Annotated in this window: 13 protein-coding genes; 7 read left to right on the top strand and 6 right to left on the bottom strand. The window is 39.7% G+C overall.

Annotated elements, in window-relative coordinates; genetic code table 11:
* Positions 1–65: 65 nt before the first annotated feature.
* On the top strand, positions 66–518 hold the full coding sequence (locus L6494_RS11340; protein ID WP_237994850.1) for an ArsI/CadI family heavy metal resistance metalloenzyme: 453 nt from the start codon (positions 66–68) through the stop codon (positions 516–518).
* 143 nt (positions 519–661) lie between these two features.
* Here L6494_RS11340 and L6494_RS11335 read toward each other — a convergent pair whose 3' ends face one another.
* The 3 genes from L6494_RS11335 to L6494_RS11325 all read right to left on the bottom strand — a co-directional run bounded on the left by L6494_RS11335 (position 662) and on the right by L6494_RS11325 (position 3,450).
* Positions 662–2,074: a carotenoid oxygenase family protein gene (locus tag L6494_RS11335; RefSeq protein ID WP_237994849.1), complete on the bottom strand. Its 1,413-nt coding sequence runs from the start codon at positions 2,072–2,074 to the stop codon at positions 662–664.
* A 361-nt stretch (positions 2,075–2,435) separates the two neighbouring features.
* Positions 2,436–2,636, bottom strand: a complete 201-nt coding sequence (locus L6494_RS11330; RefSeq protein WP_190700977.1) for a type II toxin-antitoxin system VapB family antitoxin — start codon at positions 2,634–2,636, stop codon at positions 2,436–2,438.
* A 109-nt stretch (positions 2,637–2,745) separates the two neighbouring features.
* Positions 2,746–3,450 (bottom strand): rhomboid family intramembrane serine protease, encoded by a 705-nt coding sequence (locus tag L6494_RS11325; protein ID WP_237994847.1) that lies wholly within the window; start codon positions 3,448–3,450, stop codon positions 2,746–2,748.
* A 121-nt stretch (positions 3,451–3,571) separates the two neighbouring features.
* On the opposite strand from L6494_RS11325, the gene L6494_RS11320 reads away from it, so the two are divergent.
* Complete coding sequence (locus L6494_RS11320; RefSeq protein WP_237994844.1) at positions 3,572–5,695, top strand: tetratricopeptide repeat protein; 2,124 nt, start codon at positions 3,572–3,574, stop codon at positions 5,693–5,695.
* A gap of 19 nt (positions 5,696–5,714) precedes the next feature.
* Here the strand turns inward: L6494_RS11320 and L6494_RS11315 are convergent, their stop codons facing one another.
* Positions 5,715–8,720: a PAS domain S-box protein gene (locus L6494_RS11315; protein ID WP_237994842.1), complete on the bottom strand. Its 3,006-nt coding sequence runs from the start codon at positions 8,718–8,720 to the stop codon at positions 5,715–5,717.
* 970 nt (positions 8,721–9,690) lie between these two features.
* On the opposite strand from L6494_RS11315, the gene L6494_RS11310 reads away from it, so the two are divergent.
* Complete coding sequence (locus tag L6494_RS11310; protein WP_237994840.1) at positions 9,691–10,035, top strand: antibiotic biosynthesis monooxygenase; 345 nt, start codon at positions 9,691–9,693, stop codon at positions 10,033–10,035.
* Positions 10,036–10,329: 294 nt separating this feature from the next.
* On the opposite strand, the gene L6494_RS11305 is transcribed toward L6494_RS11310, so the two are convergent.
* Positions 10,330–10,581, bottom strand: a complete 252-nt coding sequence (locus L6494_RS11305) for a HetP family heterocyst commitment protein (RefSeq protein ID WP_237994838.1) — start codon at positions 10,579–10,581, stop codon at positions 10,330–10,332.
* 598 nt (positions 10,582–11,179) lie between these two features.
* Between L6494_RS11305 and L6494_RS11300 the strand changes: the two genes are divergently transcribed.
* The 4 genes from L6494_RS11300 (at position 11,180) to L6494_RS11285 (ending at position 17,714) form a co-directional block, all read left to right on the top strand.
* Positions 11,180–13,594 carry a sucrose synthase gene (locus tag L6494_RS11300; protein WP_237994836.1) on the top strand — a complete coding sequence of 805 codons (2,415 nt, stop codon included), beginning with the start codon at positions 11,180–11,182 and terminating at the stop codon, positions 13,592–13,594.
* Positions 13,595–13,711: 117 nt separating this feature from the next.
* Positions 13,712–16,597 carry a beta-phosphoglucomutase gene (gene pgmB, locus L6494_RS11295; protein ID WP_237994834.1) on the top strand — a complete coding sequence of 962 codons (2,886 nt, stop codon included), beginning with the start codon at positions 13,712–13,714 and terminating at the stop codon, positions 16,595–16,597.
* 176 nt (positions 16,598–16,773) lie between these two features.
* The gene (locus tag L6494_RS11290) at positions 16,774–17,256 is read left to right on the top strand and encodes an adenosine-specific kinase (protein ID WP_237994832.1); all 483 of its coding nucleotides are present in this window, start codon (positions 16,774–16,776) and stop codon (positions 17,254–17,256) included.
* 14 nt (positions 17,257–17,270) lie between these two features.
* On the top strand, positions 17,271–17,714 hold the full coding sequence (locus tag L6494_RS11285; RefSeq protein ID WP_237994830.1) for a hypothetical protein: 444 nt from the start codon (positions 17,271–17,273) through the stop codon (positions 17,712–17,714).
* A 165-nt stretch (positions 17,715–17,879) separates the two neighbouring features.
* On the opposite strand, the gene L6494_RS11280 is transcribed toward L6494_RS11285, so the two are convergent.
* The gene (locus tag L6494_RS11280) at positions 17,880–18,266 is read right to left on the bottom strand and encodes a hypothetical protein (protein WP_330911077.1); all 387 of its coding nucleotides are present in this window, start codon (positions 18,264–18,266) and stop codon (positions 17,880–17,882) included.
* Between the last annotated feature and the right edge of the window lie 318 nt (positions 18,267–18,584).

Genomic DNA, 18,584 nt, shown 5'->3' with positions numbered 1-18,584 from the left:
CTTACAGATGAAACACCTCTTTCACTGTTCACCTGTCCCCTGTCCCCTATCCCCTATCCCTACTTATGGCAGTTCTGAAAACTCATGTCGCTTTGAATGTGACTAATATTGAGAAGTCCGTAACCTTTTATCGGGCTATGTTTGGTTTAGAGCCTGTAAAATATAAACCTGACTACGCCAAATTTGACATTCCCAAACCAGCTTTAAACCTGACGCTGAATTTAACTAACAGTGTGCAGACTGGTGGTGCGTTGTCTCATTTAGGTGTACAAGTTGAAAGTACCGACGAGGTGAAATCAGCTATCCAACGTTTTACAGATGCAGGATTAGCACTCTTTACAGAGGACAATACTGATTGTTGCTATGCTGTACAAGATAAAGTTTGGGTGACAGACCCCGATGGCAACCGTTGGGAGGTTTTTGTGGTGAAGGTAGAGGACACGACACCAGATAAAAATTTAGTAACTACTGCTGCTGTAGGTGAAGTTCAGATTGTGAATAAGCCGTGTTGTGCATAAATAAAACAAATTCGCAATTCGCAACGATGCTCCCGCCCCGCTCCGCTAACGCAATTAATTCAGCCACCCCTCCCTGCGGGACGCTCGCGAATGTGGGTGGCTGTATTTAATTTTGAATTTTGAATTTTGAATTTTGAATTGATTCATGCTGGTTTCCAAGTGCCGTGGAAACTGTGGGGGATAACGCTGGGTAATTCTAGTTTGCAGACTGGTTCTTGGTCTAGGCGATCGCAATCATATACCCAAACTTCGCTACGATGAGAATTGCCGTCATATACCACTGTTAAAACCCAATCTTGGGCAAGAATAGGTTCGGAAGGATAGCAATTTTCTCCTGGGTTTGCTTCAGTGAGAGTTTGGGTCTTGTGGTCGAAGCGGGCGATCGCGTTTAATATTTCTTGGCTCATATCTGTACCTGGTCGAGATATGGACATATAGGTGTAACGAGAGGCTTGTCCTACATTGGGTTTTGGTACAAGGGGAAATTCACAAGTGCGGTCTAATAATGTTTCAATGGCTATCACTCTACCTGTTTGGGGTTGCAGTTGTACTCGCGTTAATGTTGTCTCAGCCAGAGTATGAGTTTCACCTGCGGCAACTTCTTTGAGATATTGGTTAGTTTGAAAATCTTGATAACGGGCAAAATCTATAATTACAGTGCCACTAGCATCAACATAACCGTTAGCAAAATGCCATTGATACCAAGGTTCTGTTTTACCCCGACTGACTAAAGTTAATGTCTCCCGGTCAAATACTAAAATCTCCGTACCTGATTCAGGTTGCCATTTCATCGAGTCGCTGTAAGTCTTGAACCCAAAAAGCACAGAAAAAACATTTATCTGGACTGGTGGCGCAAAAAAGATGAGATATTGCCCTGCTAAGACAAAATCATGAATTACTGGAAAGCCTTCTAATGTAAACTTAGCTGTTTGCAGAATCTTGCCAGTATAGTCACTCTTATAAATATTCAGAATGGCATTGAGGCTGGGAGTAATGCCAAAGTTAAAAATTTCCCCTGTGTGGGGGTCAACTTTGGGATGGGCTGAATAGGGTAAACCTTTATCTAGACCGCCTAAATTATCTAAACCTTGAGTTTCTAAAGTTTCGAGGTTAAGGGCATGAGGGTTGTTACCTTCCCACAATGCTAAGAGTTTATCAGGTAACGCTAAAACTGAAGTATTAGCAGCGTTTTTTACCGGTCTGCGCCATTGATTCCAAATCGCACCGGGTGCGCTCATGCCATAATTGCCGTACAAGAATTTCCCGGCTGCGGTTTCTGCTTGATAGCCAGTAGTCTGCACGTAGCGATAAACTGCACTAGCACCAGCATCGGTAAAATTGACAGCGAGAATTGCCCCATCGCCATCAAACCAGTGTCCAACGCGGACACCACCTCGTTCTAGTCTGGCTGCACCATTGCGGTAGAGTGTCCCACGCAAGCCATCGGGTATTTTACCGGAGATAATTTGCAGTTGCGTCAGGGGAAATTCTTTAGCTGGTTCTGTTATTGCACCTGCCCAAGCTTTTTTAGTTGACTTTTTATCAATTGTCTGCATATAAAAAATTTCCTAATTATCATCAGGACTTAAGCCGCGATAACCTGTTTCCGTCATTAGACCTCTTGCAAAAGTCCGAAAATAAGATGTGTCATTCCGAATGAAATGTATAATCTAAGAGATGTTTCGCTTCGCTCAACATGACACCTTAAGCATTTATGCAAGAGGTCTATTGCAAACCTAGAGAGGCTATCGCAAACCCTTTATTTGTCGTTGCGAGTCCATAAGTCCTATATTAGGATAAATTAAGTGCCATCCCCTGACGCGATTTAAGTCATAGGAAACGCGATCGCACTTCTACTATTTCACTAAAGCGATTGACGCAGAGCCAATGACCAAACAGAAGTATCAACAATAACACTCATGTTTGGTGACGTTGTTGCTTGTAGTCATAGCTTCCATCATAATCGATAGTGCCAAAGAGGTCTAATACTTTGAGCCGCTTACGACGTTGAATATATTCGCGCAGTGCTGTTTCCACCAGAGAATCAAGATTCGCCTGGTCATCAAGTGCTAATGCCTCTTGCAGTAAGGCTTCGTTTATGTTGAGTGGTGTAGCCACAATCAATTCTGATCCAACAACTTATTAAATAGATAGTAGCGCACTCTCTCTTTTTTGCTGCTTTCAAAAGTTAGGAGCGATCGAATACTCAACTGAGAACTGCTATCAATTAGTATAATTTTCTCAATCGCATATAAGCAGCACCCAGAATCATGCCGGCTAACTGCATCCAGTAGGCCGGAGTAGGTTGATTTACACCCGATGGGGGAATATTTAAACTACCAATACCATAGAATAACTGTTGAATAAACCACCAAAATAAATAAAAATAAGTGGGTAATTGCATAGGGATATAGACAAAAACCAGAGGTAAAACACTATCTATTTTGGCTTGAGGAAATCTGATTACATAAGCCCCTAAAATAGCTGCGATCGCTCCATTTGCCCCAATCAGTGGTACTGTTAAACTCGGCTCTACTAAAATCTGGACTAACCCCGTTAAAATACCCGTAATTAGATAAAATCCCAAATAGCGACCATGCCCTAAGATATTTTCTAGAGACTTGCCAAAAACCCACAAAAAGAGCATATTACCCAAAATTTGGCTAAAACTGCCGTGCAGAAAAATAGCAAATACCAGAGAAAATAAACGTCCCACCACCACAACCCAAGCCGCCGGATTGATAAAGATAGCATTAGTTAAAGCTGTAGTAATTTGTCCGGGAACTAAACCAAAATTCTGAATAAAAGCACCTAATTCACCACCAAGTTCTAATTTAATTTCCCAGAAAAACATCAAAATATTAATACCAATCAACCAATAGTTGACAATCGGTTGTTTATAAGTACGTAAGTTATCACTAATAGGAATCATTAGGATTAGTTATTAATCATTAATTTTATTCTTGTCCCCAGTCCCCAGTCCCCAGTCCCCAATCCCCAAACCTATGGCAAGATTGGAATCAGATTGCAATGCACTCAATTAGGTACACTGGATGCTGGGAAATACACTTGTTGGACGATACCAGATTATTAACAACTTGGGAGGAGGGGGATTTGGTGAAACTTTTGTGGCTTCTGATACCCATTTACCTGGTTCGCCTAAGTGTGTTGTCAAAAAACTGCAACCCCAATCTCAAGATAAGACTACTTTAGAAATTGCGCGGCGGTTATTTGATACGGAAGCTCAGGTACTCTATAAATTAGGTACGCACGATCGCATTCCTCAACTTTTGGCTTACTTTGAGGAAAATGCTGAATTCTATCTGGTACAGGAACTTGTCCCCGGTTATAACCTCAGTCAAGAAATCACACCGGGAAAAAGTTACTCCCAAGGGGAAGTCATGACACTGTTACAGGAAATTCTCACCATCCTGGAATTTGTCCATCAACAAAATGTGATTCACCGTGATGTCAATCCGCGTAATATCCTGCGGCGTGAAGATGGTAATTTGGTTTTGATTGACTTTGGCGCGGTTAAACAAATCACAACCCAAATTATTAATACCTCAGGTCAACCTAAATCTACTGTGGTGATTGGTACACCCGGTTATATACCAGGTGAACAAGCACAAGGAAAACCCAAATTTAGTAGTGATATTTATGCGGTGGGAATAATTGCTATTCAAGCACTGACGGGTTTATCGGCTAGTCAAATAGAACAAGATAGCGAAACTAATGAAATTATCTGGCGTGATTATGTCACAGTTTCGCCAGAATTTGCTGACTTTATGGACAAAATGGTTTGTTATGATTTCCGTCAACGTTATTCTACAGCTACCGCCGCCTTAGCAGCCTTGAAAGAATTAACTCAACCTTCGTCTCACCCTCTAGCTGTAACTCCAACTTTAGCACCCAAAAAATTTAACTTTCTCCAAAACAAGAAAGGTATATTACTCAAGATTTTATTGGCTATTTTATTAATGGGTGTAACTGGTGTAGCGGCAGTATTTATTCTTAATAGTGTCACTACTAATAATGCTACAGAATTATCTAACAAAGGTAATACATTTTTTGAATTACAACGCTATGAAGATGCACTAGGAGCTTACCGTAAAGCTGTAAATATTAGACCAGATTTCCCTCAAGCTTGGCAGGGAAAAGCTAAAACTCTCACACAATTACAGCAATATCAAGCAGCATTGACAGCTTATGATAAAGCAATTCAACTCCAACCAGATTATTTAGAAGCTTGGACTGGTAGAGGTTCTGTTTTACAAAAATTACAGCGATATCAGGAAGCGATCGCCTCTTTTGATAAGGCTTTAAAAATCAAGAATAACTCCCCAGAAATTTGGCATAATAAAGGCGAAGTTTTCAACAAATTAAAACAGTATGACAATGCGATTAAGGCTTATAATCAAGCTCTAGCTTTAAAACCAGATGATTATATAGCTTTGTATAATCAGGGTTTGATATTACAAAATTTAAAACAATACGATGAAGCGATCGCAGTTTATAACAAAGCTGTAGAAATTCAACCAAATTATGTGGGTGCATGGTATAATTTAGGTAATTCTCTAGTGAATTTAAACCGCTATGAAGATGCTATCAAAGCTTATGATAAAGTGGTAAAATATAATGCAAACTATTACGCGGCTTGGTTATCAAAAGGGAATGTTTTAATTATATTGCGGCGTTATCCAGAAGCGATTGAGACATTTAATCAAGTCTTGAAAGGGAATCAGAATAACTATCAAGCGTGGTATGGTAAGGGTTGGTCACTACACCAAACCCAAAGTTATGCAGAAGCCATAGAAGCTTATAATCAAGCCGCTAAAATTCAACCAAAGAATTACCAGGTTTGGTATAGTTTGGGCAATTCTCAATATAATTTACAACAATACGAAAACGCGATCGCTTCCTATAGTCAAGCAGTACGCCATAAACCAAATCACTACGAAAGTTGGTACAGCCGTGGTAATGCCCTGTTTAATTTGCAACGTCACAAGGAAGCGATCGCGTCTTATAATCAAGCTATTAAATATAAGCCAAACGATCAGCCTGCAATCAATGCCCTAAATGAAGCCCAAACACAATTAGACGCGGCAACACCCCAGCCTATAGTTATACCCACTATGCCTACTCCTCAGTTTACTATGCCTGGCTCTGAAAATTGAGTATAATTGCTCAAGGCAGCTATACCGCAGACTTTTTGAGTAGATTGTGCAAACTATTTAATAATTCTGGAGTTGTGAAAGGTTTCGGTAAAACTTGATCAACACCAATCCCCGTAACTTGTTCTAGACCTGCGGGTGAGTTCTGCCCACTGCAAGCGATAATCTGCACCTTGGGGTTCATTTTTTGCAAAGTCCGAATGGCGGTTTCTCCATTCATTTCTGGCATGAGCATATCCATGACAATAGCATTAATTTGATGCTTGTGTTGGGCATAAAGAGCGATCGCTTCAATCCCATTATTAGCAGTCAGGGTTCTGTAGTTGTGGTTTTCTAAAATCATTTTGATGATTTCACAAATTTGGACTTCATCATCGACAACTAATATCAACTCTCCATTACCTTGAGGGATGGCTGCATTCTCTGTGATTAAATCTGGGATGGCTGACACTGCGGGTAAGAACAAGTTAAATTGGCTACCTTCACCTACTTTGCTAGTCACAGTCACAAAACCGCCGTGGCTTTTGGTAATACCGAGTACAGTCGAAAGACCTAATCCTGTACCTGTACCTGCTTCTTTTGTCGTGAAAAATGGCTCAAAAATTCTATCTAAAATTTTTGGTGGCATCCCAATGCCTGTATCGCAGATTTTCACCAGAATGTAATGCCCAACCTGAGCATTAATATTCATACTGGCATAAGCTTCATCAATAAAAATATTTTCCGCAGAGATGCTGATTTTTCCACCTTTTGGCATGGCATCACGGGCATTAACTACCAAATTCATCAACACTTGATGTAATTGGGTCGCATTTCCAGAGACAGCACAGAGGTCTTCAGGTAATTTGGTCGCACATTCAATTGATTTAGGGAATGTCTGTTTACCAATGAGAATAATATCGGTAATCAGGTGTTTGAGTTGAATTATGGTGCGTTCTCCTTTGCATCCCCGCGCAAAGGATAATACTTGTTTAACTAAGCCGGCTCCCCGTTGGGCATTGTTTTCTATAATCTTTAGTAGTTGTTGCGATCGCTTACCGCCCGCTATAGACGATGGCTCAGACTTCCGATTATTTCTATTTTGTAAGAGTTGAGCAGCTGCTAAAATAGGTGTCAAAATATTGTTTAAGTCATGGGCAATACCACCCGCTAGTGTGCCTAAGCTTTCTAAACGTTGAGTCCGAAAAAACTGCTCTTCTAGTTGTTTTTTTTGCGTGATATCGGTATCTACAATCAAAATCGATTTAGGTTTCCCGGCTGCATCCCGCATCACTGTCCACCGACTTTCGACAATAATGTTCTGGCCAGATTTGGTAATTTTTTGCAACTCTCCCTGCCACACACCAGCAGCAATCACCGTTTTTAAAGCTATTTTATGCCGATGAGCCGAAGTTTCTGGATCAAGTAATGTCTTGGGTTCAGTTCCGAGAATTTCTGATGCTGACCAACCATAAAGACTCTCTGCACCACGATTCCAGAATAAGATGTGATTGTTTAAGTCTCTGACAAAAATGGCATCAGTGGCAACATCTAGTAAAGCTGCTTGTTCGCGGATTTTTTGTTCTGCTTGTTGCTGTTCGGTAATATCGGAAAAGGAAACAACTACCTCATAGGGTGTAGATTCATTGTTACGAAATAAGGGTTGAGAATTAATCGAAAGCCAGGTAAGTTGTCCATTGGGTTTTTCAATTCCCATGATCACATTTGAACAAGGTTCTCCTGTGTGTAAACTCACCATTGCGGGATGCTTTTCATCAGGAAAGGGAGAACCATCTGTATAAATGCTGCGCCAAGAAGCATCACAAACACGTCCAATGATGCGATCGCTAGACAGTCCTAAAATTTTCTCTGCACTGGCGTTACAAGCAACTACTTTACCATCGCGCTCATGTAACACAACACCCTCCTGCATGGCTGCGACTACAGAACGATAGCGTTCTTCACTTTCTTTGAGGGCTGCTTCAGCTTGTTTGCGGTCACTAATATCTCTGGTTGTACCAATCATCCTGATGGGCTGACCAATTTCGTTATAGTAGGTTTCACCTCTACTACTTAGCCAGTGGATGCTACCATCAGGCCAAATTACTCGATAGGTGATGGCAAATTTTTGATGTTGCTCAATACTGCACTTAACTGCATCTTGAAAAGATGTTCTGTCTTCAGGATGAACTAACTCCAGAAATGCTTCCGGGCTAGGACAGATAGTACCCTGGGGTAGTCCATACAATAGCCCCATATTAGCTGACCAAAGGGTGTCATTTGTCAAGAGATTCCAGTCAAATATTCCCATATGGGCAGATGTTAGAGCTAAAACTAATCTTTCTTCGCTCTGTCGCAGTAATTCTTCTGTTTGTTTGCGTTCCGTAATATCTTCAGCAACGCCGCCATAAACGTATATTTGTCTTTGTTTATTCTCAGTGAGAAGTTCTCCCAACTTGTTTGAGTTGTCAGCCGGATAGCATAAAGCTGCTGGTCTTGTCTGATTTAAATTAACTTGTGGTTTATTTACAGCGTCAACAATGTTCACCATTGGTAACTGATTAAACCCGTGTAGCAAACTGTTAGCCGTCACAACTCCTACTAAGCGTTCGTCATCGTCCACAATTGGCAAATGACCAATCTGATGGTTGTGCAGTACCGACAAGGCTTTCAGGATATCTTGAAAATGTGACAGTTTCATCTTGATCACTGGCTGTGCCATGACTTCAGCCATTTTCACTTCAGAAAAATCTATATTTGACCCAGCCAACCTAAATATATCTCGTTCGGTCAATATACCTAAGACCTTTTCTGCCTCTACAACTAAAACACAGCTAGTTTTTTGTAAATACCAGTTGCGAGCATTCTCAACTGCGTTTAAGCTGGTGAACGGTAAGATTTGATTTCTTTTTTGATACATCAAGGCAATAGCATCGACTACATAACTATCAGGGTCAATCGTCAAAGGATAAAGATTGATTCCATGATACAGAGTAGGTAAATCAATAAGATGCTCGTCGAATTGCATAGTTAATTCGTCAATTGTCATGATTTTAGGCAACACCAAAAAATCAATTACTTCACATTGGCTGTTAGTGGGGTGTGTCAGTACCAATAATTTCTGGTTATTTCCAGGTTTTATCTCGCTGACACACTCTAAAATCACTATTACAGCTATTCAGCCAAGTTGATTAGCCGAGTCAAAAAACGCTCTGAGTATTGATAGTGTGTAGAAATGCTTAAAAATTATTCTATTTTAAAATGAGGACTATGATGAAATCCTAGTTTAAAGGAATTATCCTATTTTATAGATTAATTAGTCTAGTTAAGTTTTTTTACATAAAATTAATGGGTTGAAAATTGGTGATCGCTGTAATATTATCAATGTATTTTTTGATTCCATTGGCTAAATCCCATTTAAACCTTTGCTATTTAAGGCTTATCAAACTTTATTTTTGCTAGCTCAAGTATAAAATTAGTGCTAAATCCAACTTTGGCACTCTTTTAATACTTAGAAATTTTCCGTATAGATTACTTGTTAACACCGGATGATTATTCTACAATCAGTGTTTAATATGCAATGTTACATAACGAAAATCAAATTATATCCATCGAAAATATTTATAATTTGTTTAAATCTTGACTCAAAAAATTATATAACTATAGAAGTATGAATTAGTTAGTTAGTAAATATTAAGACTTCTCTTTGATTTATCGTAAATTCAAGGGTTTAAGACCCCTAAGTCTACACGTAGTATCAGTTGAGTTGGGCTTTAAATCCCTAACTCCAACTGTCTTTAATTTTGAATTTTGAATTTTGAATTGTTAAGTTGGCGTAGCCTGCGCTATGCGCTAAAAAATTCAATACAACGCAAAAAGCCTTCATCCGACCCAAAGACTAACTTGACACTCTCCAGTCTGCGATGAGATTAAAATATGGACTATTATTAATTTCAATGAAAAATATTTAAGCCATAAATTATAGTATGAATCAATACTGATTAGGAGTGAAAACATATATGGATTTTCAAGATTTTCTCAGACATAACTTTGCACAAGTTGCTATTGGAGAATTCAAACCAGGTAAATTTGAAGCTGCGAAAAAACTCTACGAAGAGGCTGTTTTAACCTACAATAGTGGTTTCAAAGGAGCTTATCTATTGCAAGAGCCAGGGACAGATAAGGGTATATCTGTCATTTTTTGGGAAAATGTAGAAGATATGACAGCTAATCAAAATGAGGCTTATCAAAATATCTTAAAACAGATGATGCCATTATTTGCTGAACCCCCACACACTACAGTATATGAACTAGTTTGTGAAATTAAGCCAGCAGTGGAAAAAGAAGATGACGTAAATAGCTAAGTAATTTATCCTTATTTCATGTAAAGGACTTACGCAAGTGTCACAATCGATGGTTGGTGCGTGACGCTATAAGTCTCATGACTACGTTCAAATACTTTTGCAGCGTCACACACCCTACATGAAAAATATGCCCGTTGCGTAAGTCCTAACTCATTACTCATTACTCATTACTCATTACTCATTACTCATTACTCATTACTCATTACTCATTACTCATTACTCATTACTCATTACTCATTACTCATTACTCATTACTCATTACTCATTACTCATTACTCATTACTCATTACTCGTTTAAGGACAGTCGCTCAAATCACCACTTTTCATTGATAGGGCTATAGTGGGAACTTGTCTATTTTCTTTCATTAAACGGCTATAAGTTCGTTGAGGAATAAAGTGCAGTGGATTGTAACCAACGAAACGCAAAATTAACACACAAGCCCAGGAATATCTACCATCGGTAATAGCTGCAATAACTTGATTTAGTTGTTCATTAGTAATTGCACTATGAAAATTTTTAGGAGAAGAAGGAATTTGGTAGCTCATAATTATCTCTCAGGTAACTTTTTTGCAGGATGTAGACCATTGAGAAATTTGATAATCAATAAATTATCATCTTATTTGGGGCTAAATATGACAGATATATTTCCCTATATATAACCTTGAGGGAAGCTAATTGAATATTTAAATTCTGCTCAACAGTGTCAGCAATAGCAAAACTCCTGATAGTTAACTAAACTTTAAATTTTCTTCTACATTTAAGCATTTAAGGCTGATTTTCATATTAATTAGTTTTGCTAATTAATTAAAGCTATATTTTACTTATTCATAACCTTCTCTTAATTTAGAAGATAAATTTCCAAGCAGGAGATTGGGGACAAAACAGTTAACTAAAATACAGAATACTAGTTTTTTGTCACCAAATTAAGCCAACTTGGCATTTTTTTTACCTGGTAATTGAAAAGGGGAAATTTTTTCAGCACTAAACGCCCCGCTACCGCTAACACAACTCTCATACCACAGCTAGAAGTAAAGGCTATTAAAGCTTATCTATTATAGAAACTGAGGGAAATCTACCTCTCAACAATTTAGTAGTAAGGACTTTAGTCCTTAGTGCTAACCTCATAGAGTGCTGAAAATCGCCATGTATGAACTACACCAATGTATTTTGGCTGATAGTGAAGAAAGAACTACTCTGCGTCAGTTGATATTTGCACTAGAGGCTTTAGGTAAAAATTACTTCCTCAGAAACGAAATTCTGCAAAGTTTTGCCAAATACTGTCATCAATTCCAAAAACCTACATACTTTTACTATTCTTCCTCTGTTGCGAAATTAATTCACTACACCCATGAAATCATTCTAGAGGAGGAAGCTATTTGGTTTGTCGTGCGCCCCAGAATTGCTAACCAAGAAGTTTGGCGACTGACATCAGATTTTACTAAATTTGAGGTGATGTCATCTCAAGCATTATTAGATGTGAGCGATCGCCTAGTCAATGCCTACGACCCTCACATTTTAGAAATCGACCTCAAAGCATTTGATGAAAACTCCCCCAGAATTAGCGACCCTAGAAACGTTGGTCAGGGTCTAGCTTTCCTCAATCATTATCTATGTAGTCAATTAGAAACTGATACCCAGTATTGGTTTGAATTAATATATTTAGCCTTACAAGCATTAAAATATGACGATATTCGCTTACTACTTAACGATCGCATTTCCTCTGGTATTCAACTAGCTAAACAAATTCGCCAAGCTATTCAATTTCTCGGTCAGCGACAAGGTGAAGAACCCTACACAAACTTTCACCTTGACTTGCAAAAACTAGGTTTTGAACCAGGTTGGGGAAACACGGCTTCCCGTACTCTCGAAACCTTGACACTTTTAGAAAGGCTAATTGAAGCACCTCAACCTGCGATTCTGGAAACCTTTGTCTCTCGTGTCCCTGCTATATTTCGTGTGGTGCTAGTTTCCGTCCACGGCTGGGTAGCGCAAGAAGATGTTATGGGACGAGATGAAACCTTGGGACAAGTCATTTATGTCTTGGAACAAGCGCGGAGTTTAGAAAAAAAACTGCGGGAAGAAATTAAACTCGCTGGTCTTGACAGCTTCGGTCTTAAACCCCATGTAATTATTCTCACTCGCCTCATTCCTAACTGTGAAGGAACATTCTGTAACCTGCGGTTAGAAAAAGTACATGATACAGAAAATGCCTGGATATTACGCGTTCCCTTTAGGGAATTTAATCCAGATATTACTAACAACTGGATATCTAAATCTGATATTTGGCCTTATTTAGAAACCTTCGCTGACGATGCAGAAAAAGAATTACTCACGCAATTTAAAGGTAAACCTAGTTTAATTATTGGTAACTATACAGATGGTAACTTGGTTGCTTTTCTCATTGCCCGGCATTTAAAAGTAACTCATTGCAATATTGCCCACTCCTTAGAAAAACCGAAACACTTATTCAGTAATCTTTATTGGCAAAATTTTGAAGAACAATATCATTTTTCGGCACAATTTACTGCCGATTTAATTGCCATGAATGCGGCGGATTTTATTATCACCTCATCCTACCAAGAAATTGTCGGGACACCAGACAGTATAGGACAATACGAATCATATAAATGTTTTACTATGCCCCATCTATATCATGTAGTAAATGGCATAGATTTGTTTAGTCCTAAGTTTAATATGATTCCACCTGGGGTGAATGAAAAAGTCTTCTTTCATCACAGCCAAAAAGCCAAGCGAGACCCCAATTTAACCAAGAAAATTTATAACTTACTCTTACATGAAGAGCATACCCAAATTCTTGGTAGATTAGATAATGATCAAAAGCGTCCCATATTGGCTGTAGCTCCTATCACTTCCGTTAAAAATTTAACTGGTTTAGTGGAATGTTTCGGTCAAAATCCACGATTGCAAGAGCATTGTAACCTGATTATTTTAACTAGTAAACTGCATACTTCAGAAGCAGCTAACCCAGCAGAAGCAGCAGAAATCCAAAAACTGCATGACTTGATTAATCAGTATGAACTCCACAACAAAATGCGTTGGGTGGGAATGCGACTACCTAACTTTGAAGTGGGGGAAGCCTATCGAGTAGCGGCTGATTTACAGGGAATTTACGTGCATTTTGCCCGATTTGAAGCCTTTGGGCGCAGTATTTTAGAAGCGATGATTTCCGGCTTACCAACTTTTGCAACTAAGTTTGGTGGTTCTTTAGAAATTATTGAAGATTACGGTAATGGTTTTCATATCAACCCCACAGATTTAGAAGGGACAGCTAATAAGATTGTCACCTTTCTAGAAAAATGCGATTGTCATTCTGAATCTTGGACAGAAATTTCTGAATGGGTGAGTCAGCGCATCTATCATAAATACAATTGGCACTTACACAGCAATCAATTATTATCAGTAGCTAAAATATTTAGTTTTTGGAACTTTGTCGCCCCTGAAAATAGTGAAGCTAGAGTGCGTTACATGGAAACTTTATTCCATCTAATTTATAAACCTAGAGCCGAAAAGATTTTAGATAAACACATGGGTCGTTAGCTCCCATTCAAAATTCTTGCATCTTGCCCTCCAACGAAGTGAAGGGTCAAAATTCAAAAATAAATTAAGCCAAAACTAGCTTACATCCTAACTCCTACTATTTGCAGAATATGGGCTATGAATAAACAATCTACCATTGGTGATTTTATCTATGAAGAGTGGAGATTAATTGAAACCCAGTTTAACCCTGAGCAAATAAATGTCAGGGAAACTATCTTTACCATTGGTAATGGATATTTAGGCACAAGGGGTTGTTTTGAAGAAGGCTATACTCGTGGATTGCCAGCAACATTTATTCATGGTGTTTATGATGATGTGCCGGTTGTTTATACAGAATTGGCTAACTGTCCTGATTGGCTACCCTTGGTAGTAACGATTAATGGCGATCGCTTCCGTCTCGATCAAGGGGAAGTATTACAATACAAACGACAACTAGATTTGCGTCATGGTCTGCTGAGTCGTTGGGTGCGTTGGCGCAGTCCGAAAAATAAGATTATTGATATCCATTTTGAACGCTTCACCTCTCTTGCGGATGAACATATTTTAGGGCAACGCTGCCACTTAACATCCTATGATGGCGATGCCTTAATCGAATTTCAGGCTAGCATCAACGGCTATGCAGAAAACCAAGGTTTCAATCACTGGGAAAGAATAGACCAAGGTAAAACCGATCAGGGTATTTGGTTACAAAGTCGCACCCGCAGCACCCGCATTGAAATTGGTATGGCGGCAAAAATGACCATCTCAGGGACAGAAGCTTCTGTACAAATCAACACTGTACCTGGTTATCCCAGCATCAGCACCACCTTTTTAGTAACATCCCAACAAACCGTGACAGTAGAAAATATAGTTACAGTTTTTACCTCACGGGAGACTAAAACACCAGTGATCGCCGCCCACGAAAAACTGGTAGACATAGCTGATTACACAACGTTATTTACAGACAATCAAAAAGCTTGGGATCAAGTGTGGCAAACCAGCGACATAGTAATAGAAGGTGATGCTACAGCAGCTTTTGCTGTACGCTACAATCTTTTTCAGCTATTAATTGCCGCCCCCCGCCATGATGAACAAGTCAGTATTGCTGCCAAAACCTTGTCAGGGTTTGGTTATCGCGGTCATATCTTTTGGGATACAGAAATTTTTATTCTGCCCTTTTTCACTTATAACCAGCCAGATGTTGCCCGAAACTTGCTCAGTTACCGCTATCACACCATAGCAGGGGCAAGGCGTAAAGCGGCTCATTACGGCTTCAAAGGTGCAATGTACCCCTGGGAAAGTGCTGATACAGGCGATGAAGTTACCCCCCGTTGGTCACTACCAAACGATTATTATGGTGAAGACGTGCGAATTTGGTGCCGCGATCGCGAAATTCATAATAGCGCAGATATCGCCTACGCCGTCTGTCACTACTGGCAAGCCACTGGCGATGATGAGTGGATGCGCGATTATGGCGCAGAGATGATCCTCGATACAGCCATCTTTTGGGGTAGTCGAGTTGAATTTAACCCCCAGCATGACAGATATGAAATTCGAGACGTGATTGGTGCAGATGAGTATCACGAATTTGTCCACAACAACACCTTTACTAACCGGATGGTGCAATGGCATTTAGAACAAGCCTTGAAAGTTTGTGCATGGTTGCAACAAAATTTCCCCGAACGCGCCGCCGAACTAACCCAAAACTTGCAACTTACCCCAGAAATTCAAACCTACTGGCAAGATATCATCAATAAAATCTGGATTCTTTACGACCCCTCAACCGGACTCATTGAACAATTTGAGGGATTTTTCCAATTAAAAGATATTAATTTAACCGACTACGAACCACGCCACCAATCAATACAAGCTATTTTGGGCATGGAAGGAACTAACCACACCCAAGTTCTCAAACAACCAGATGTCTTAATGCTGTTGTACTTAATGCGGACATCGGCAGAGTTTCCTTACGACAAAAAAGTATTAGCAACAAATTGGGATTATTACGCACCCCGCACTGACATTACCTATGGTTCATCCTTAGCCCCCGCCATTCATGGCATTTTAGCCTCAGACTTAGGCAAATCAACCATAGCTTACAAACGATTTATGCAAGCGGCGATGGTGGACTTAGAAGATAGTCGCGGTAACACCAAAGATGGAATTCACGGTGCTAGTGCAGGGGGTGTTTGGCAAGCGGTAGTTTTTGGCTTTGGAGGTATTCAATTTACAGAACATGGCCCTGTATCTAACCCTCACCTACCCCCTGGTTGGTCACGCTTAAAGTTTCAGCTACACTGGCGCGGTGAGTGGTATAAGTTTGATTTGACTGGGGAAAAGGAGGGGACTAGAGGAGACAAACAATCCCCCGATATTCGCGGATTTATCTTTGACCTAGATGGGGTACTGACAGATACAGCTGAATATCATTACTTGGCGTGGCAAAAACTGGCAGATGAAGAAGGTATTCCCTTTAATAGGGAGGCTAATGAAGCTTTACGGGGTATATCTCGCCTCGCTTCCCTGATGCTGATTATTGGTGATAGGACTTATTCAGAAGACCAAATTCAAGAGATGATGGCACGGAAAAACCGCTACTATGTGGAACTGATCAAAAATATTACACCCAAGAATTTATTACCAGGTGCGATCGCTCTTTTGGATGAACTGCGACAAGCTGGGATGAAAATTGCGATCGGTTCAGCTAGTAAAAATGCCCACACTGTAATTGAGAAATTGGGTATTGCTGATAAAGTAGATGCGATCGCTGACGGTTACAGCGTCCAACAACCCAAACCCGCCCCCGATTTATTCCTCTACGCCGCCCATCAGTTAGGCTTAAACCCACAGCAATGTGTAGTCGTAGAAGATGCAGCCGCAGGTGTTGAAGCCGCCTTAGCCGGTGGTATGTGGGCTATAGGTATCGGCCCCCCAGAACGAGTAGGAACAGCCCATATAGTTATCCCTAACCTAGCAGGTGTCACCTGGAAAGATTTGCAGTCTCAACTAAGTAAGAAAATTTAAACGCAGAGTAGCGCGGAGGTAAACGCAAAGGCACGCAGAGAATTTGTTTTATGATAGCCTCTGTACCTCCCTACCTCCGCGCCTCTGCGTGAACTTTTCCTAATTTTATTTAACAACACCAACAAAATTGATATTTGATATTAAGTGAAATACTACACCACCCAATTCAAAGCAACATGGAACTTAAATCAGTTAACCTGGAAATTCCTGAAGATTGTAACCTCATCTTAGGGCAAACCCACTTTATCAAAACCGTAGAAGACTTATATGAAATTATGGTGGGGATATCCTCTCAAGTTAAATTTGGTCTTGCTTTTTGTGAAGCATCAGGAGATTGCTTGATTAGAATTGCTGGTAATGATCTATCCTTAGAAGAAATAGCTACAAAAAATGCTCAAGCTGTAGGTGCAGGTCACAGCTTTATTATTTTACTCAAACAAGCCTATCCTATTAATTTCCTCAATGCTATTAAGCAATGTCCAGAAGTCTGTACAATTTACTGTGCCACAGCAAATCCCGTGCAGGTAATCGTAGCTGAAACCGAGCAAGGCAGAGGTATTCTTGGGGTGATTGATGGTTTTTCACCCAAAGGCATAGAGACAACTGAGGATGTGAACTCCCGGCATAACTTACTCCGTCGCATTGGTTATAAGTTATAAAAAATGGCAAGCATATGTCCAATAATTATCAGGAAAAAATCATTGCCCTGTGGATAGTATTTCTACTAGGAATATTGTTTCATACCCAATTGGCTTTAATGCCACTTTTCCACGGATTGAATATAATTGAATCTCAAAGAGCGACATCAATCAATCAAATATCAGGAATTATGTGGTTGATGTTTGGCTTTTTCGCCCTACCAATGTTGGCAATAATTGCTACTGTTTTTACAGATAGTAGACGCTATCGAGTAATTCACTTTGGCTTGACTGTATTCTACAGCATCCTCAATTTAATTCATTTGGTACTTGATTTACTTTTGCCCCAAGTTATCTGGTATCAAATCACATTAATGGTGCTATTGTTTTTGATTGGTTTGTTATTAAATCTTGTAGCCTTCCAATGGATGAAAGCACCACTGAGAGATCATCATCGAGTTCCTGAAAGGTTAGCATGAGTCTTCAGTGCTGAGTGCTGTTAGCGGAGCGGGGCGTGAGCAGCGTTTTGTTAGTGGTAGCGCGGCGTTTAACCGGTGCTGAGTCGGGAGTCAGGAGTAGAAACAGAGAAAAACTTCTACCTTCCAGTCCCCAGTCCCCAGTCCCCAGTCCCCAATCCCCAATCCCTACTTTGTTGGTTTCTTTTGTTGGGAAATCTCAAGGGTGTAGCTATACTCCTTGTGAGATAAATTACCTACATTGACTGAGTAATCGCCTGGTATCCAATAACCGGATAATTCAGGGTAGCTATCAGGAGAACTATCTGCCATGATGCAAAAACGCCCTCCAGGCCCATTAATCAACAACGTGGTGTTTCCTAGGCTTTTAGCTGTAACTCGCAGATAGGGTAAAGCCTCTGTCACTCTGATGACTTGATTGGGTGTAGCAGTGATATTGCCACAGTTGCTAGGAACAGTTTTGTCAGATGTACCATTGATAACTAGTGGATATGAACTTAAGTTACGGCTTACTTGGATCATGGGTGTTTGTGCCGTAATCGATTGCGTAAACATGACACTTGTTATCAGTGTAGTAGCAATAACTTTCAATACATTAAAAGTATTCATATATATCAGTATCTCAACATAATTTTTGTTATAAACCTTCTAATTTCAGAGACGCTTATTAATAAGCGTTGTTCCTGAGTTGTTATGTATAAAAGTTTATATATTTATTTAATTAAACATATAACTAAAGTATGAAAATCAGATGAAGTGAATAAATTATTAGGAAACCGAGAATAATTTAAGTATATATCTACAGAATTAATAAAATTCTTAATTTATGGAACTTGAGTTAGGAATGGTGAAAGCCAAACCCAACAAGAAGAG

This window comes from Nostoc sp. UHCC 0870 (assembly GCF_022063185.1).
Taxonomy (GTDB): domain Bacteria; phylum Cyanobacteriota; class Cyanobacteriia; order Cyanobacteriales; family Nostocaceae; genus Trichormus.
Note: the sequence above shows the minus strand (reverse complement) of the source record. Positions and strands in the feature narration are given on the sequence as shown.

What these genes read in the sequence shown, in the direction of transcription:
- L6494_RS11340 (WP_237994850.1), top strand. Translation starts at nt 66, where the DNA reads ATGGCAGTTCTGAAAACTCATGTCGCTTTGAATGTGACTAATATTGAG.
- L6494_RS11335 (WP_237994849.1), bottom strand. Translation starts at nt 2,074, where the DNA reads ATGCAGACAATTGATAAAAAGTCAACTAAAAAAGCTTGGGCAGGTGCA.
- L6494_RS11325 (WP_237994847.1), bottom strand. Translation starts at nt 3,450, where the DNA reads ATGATTCCTATTAGTGATAACTTACGTACTTATAAACAACCGATTGTC.
- L6494_RS11320 (WP_237994844.1), top strand. Translation starts at nt 3,572, where the DNA reads ATGCTGGGAAATACACTTGTTGGACGATACCAGATTATTAACAACTTG.
- L6494_RS11315 (WP_237994842.1), bottom strand. Translation starts at nt 8,720, where the DNA reads ATGACAATTGACGAATTAACTATGCAATTCGACGAGCATCTTATTGAT.
- L6494_RS11310 (WP_237994840.1), top strand. Translation starts at nt 9,691, where the DNA reads ATGGATTTTCAAGATTTTCTCAGACATAACTTTGCACAAGTTGCTATT.
- L6494_RS11305 (WP_237994838.1), bottom strand. Translation starts at nt 10,581, where the DNA reads ATGAGCTACCAAATTCCTTCTTCTCCTAAAAATTTTCATAGTGCAATT.
- L6494_RS11300 (WP_237994836.1), top strand. Translation starts at nt 11,180, where the DNA reads ATGTATGAACTACACCAATGTATTTTGGCTGATAGTGAAGAAAGAACT.
- pgmB (WP_237994834.1), top strand. Translation starts at nt 13,712, where the DNA reads ATGAATAAACAATCTACCATTGGTGATTTTATCTATGAAGAGTGGAGA.
- L6494_RS11290 (WP_237994832.1), top strand. Translation starts at nt 16,774, where the DNA reads ATGGAACTTAAATCAGTTAACCTGGAAATTCCTGAAGATTGTAACCTC.
- L6494_RS11285 (WP_237994830.1), top strand. Translation starts at nt 17,271, where the DNA reads ATGTCCAATAATTATCAGGAAAAAATCATTGCCCTGTGGATAGTATTT.
- L6494_RS11280 (WP_330911077.1), bottom strand. Translation starts at nt 18,266, where the DNA reads ATGTTTACGCAATCGATTACGGCACAAACACCCATGATCCAAGTAAGC.